The sequence below is a fragment of the Stenotrophomonas sp. SrG genome (assembly GCF_050031795.1).
GTDB lineage: Bacteria > Pseudomonadota > Gammaproteobacteria > Xanthomonadales > Xanthomonadaceae > Stenotrophomonas > Stenotrophomonas rhizophila_A.
In genome coordinates this window covers 1-229 of record NZ_JBNBBE010001827.1, presented here as the reverse complement: position 1 = coordinate 229, position 229 = coordinate 1, and the positions used below count along the sequence as shown (strand labels likewise).

The 229-nt window shown below is 78.2% G+C and carries 1 pseudogene; it reads right to left on the bottom strand.

Annotation, left to right across the window (positions count from 1 at the left end):
* Positions 1-229: pseudogene (locus tag ACQG3P_RS25520) on the bottom strand (efflux RND transporter periplasmic adaptor subunit); the annotation flags it as partial.

Here is a 229-nt window from a genome sequence, read left to right as displayed (position 1 = left end):
TCGCTGTGGGCCACGGCCTGGCGCGCCCGGTCCGGGTCCAGCCGCCCCAGCGGCTGCCCGGCGCGGTCCTGCTGGCCGTCCTCGACCCTCACGGCCAGGGCCACGCCCGACGTTTTTGCCACCACCTGCGATTCGGCGCGCGCTTCCAGCGCGGCGGGGCCGGTGTAGCTGGCGGCGACCGCACGGCGGCTGGCCGCTACCGCCTCCACCGGGACGGCGTCGGGGGCTT